Consider the following 1,502-nt stretch of genomic DNA (forward strand, 5'->3'; position numbering starts at 1 on the left):
AAAGTCCGTGGCGACGCAGGCTCGGCTGTGATTCATTTGAGACGGGCGGCCGGAGGAAGTGAATGCGCGGACGGGATGAGCGGACCGGAGAACTGTTCTCCTATGTCGATCTGGAGGCCCGGGTGCGCGCGGATCATCCGTTGCGGGCGATCCGGGAGATTGTCAATCAGGCGCTGGTCCTGCTTCAGCCTGCACTGGCGGCTCTGTACGCGCCACGCATGGGGCGGCCGTCCATCGCACCCGAGAAGCTGCTGCGAGCCATGCTGCTGCAGGCCTTCTATTCCATCCGTTCCGAACGCGAGCTGATGGACCGGCTCGAATACGACCTACTCTTTCGCTGGTTTGTTGGGCTCGGCATTGATGATGCCGCCTGGGATCACTCCACCTTCTCCAAAAACCGCGATCGGCTTCTCGACGGCGACATTGCGGTCCAGTTCCTGGCCGCCGTGCTGGCCCAGCCCAGGGTGAAGAAGCTGCTCTCGACCGAGCACTTCTCGGTCGACGGCACCCTGATCGAAGCCTGGGCTTCCATGAAGAGCTTTAAGCCGAAGGACGGCGCAGGGGATCCGCCGGCCGATGGCGGGCGCAACGCTGAGGCCAACTTCCGGGGTGAGAAACGTTCGAACGACACCCATGCCTCGAGCACCGATCCGGATGCGCGGCTCTACCGCAAGGGCGCCGGCAAGGAGGCGAAGCTGTGCTTCCTCGGACATGCGGTCATGGAGAACCGCTCTGGCCTGGTGGTAAGCGCCTGTCTGACGCGCGCTGATGGCTATGCCGAGCGCACGGCCGCCCTGGCGCTGATGGAGCCCTATGCCGATCGGGCGCGGGCAATCACGCTCGGCGCCGACAAGGCCTATGACACGCAGGACTTCGTCCGTGAGTTGCGGACCATGAAGGTCACACCGCATGTGGCGCAGAACATGAACGGGCGGCGCTCGGCCATTGATGGCCGCACCACCCGGCATGCGGGCTACGCGGTCAGTCAGCGCATCCGCAAGCGCATTGAGGAGGCATTCGGCTGGATCAAAACTGTCGCCGGCCAAGCCAAGACGCGGTTCCGGGGTGTTGAGCGGGTGGAGTTGGCCTTCACGTTTGCGGCCGCGGCCTACAATCTGGTGCGCCTGCCCAAGTTGCTGGCGCAGAGCCGCTGATGGCCAAGGTACCAGCCTTTGCCAAGGCGTTTGCCGGCCGCTGGCGCATTGTCGAGATGGATGTTTGGGACAATGACTTCCTCGATCTGATCGAAGAGGCACATCTCACACTGATGAGCGAAGCGGACGGGGAGATTGCTTTCGGCGCGCTCAAGGGCTTCTTGGATGTCCGCTATGGCTCGCGCGATGGGGCGGCCTGCGCGGAGTTCTCCTGGGAAGGCTACGACGACAACGACCCAGCGTCTGGCCGTGGATGGGTCGTGCTCGGGACGGTAGGCCGTCTCGTTGGCCATTTTTACATTCACGACGGCGATGATTCAGGCTTCGTCTGTGAACGCAGCTGACTTC

General features: G+C 63.4%; 2 protein-coding genes. Both read left to right on the forward strand.

Features of this window, described 5'->3' with window-relative positions:
• The first annotated feature begins 62 nt into the window (after positions 1–62).
• Entirely contained in the window at positions 63–1,154 is a 1,092-nt protein-coding gene (locus JKL46_RS34725) for an IS5 family transposase (RefSeq protein WP_201842999.1), read from the forward strand.
• Complete coding sequence (locus tag JKL46_RS34730) at positions 1,154–1,498, forward strand: hypothetical protein (protein WP_201843001.1); 345 nt, start codon at positions 1,154–1,156, stop codon at positions 1,496–1,498. Before JKL46_RS34725 ends, JKL46_RS34730 begins: the two co-directional genes overlap by 1 nt.
• The last annotated feature ends 4 nt before the right edge of the window (positions 1,499–1,502 follow it).

This window comes from Microvirga zambiensis WSM3693 (assembly GCF_016735695.1).
GTDB classification, from domain to species: Bacteria; Pseudomonadota; Alphaproteobacteria; order Rhizobiales; family Beijerinckiaceae; genus Microvirga; species Microvirga zambiensis.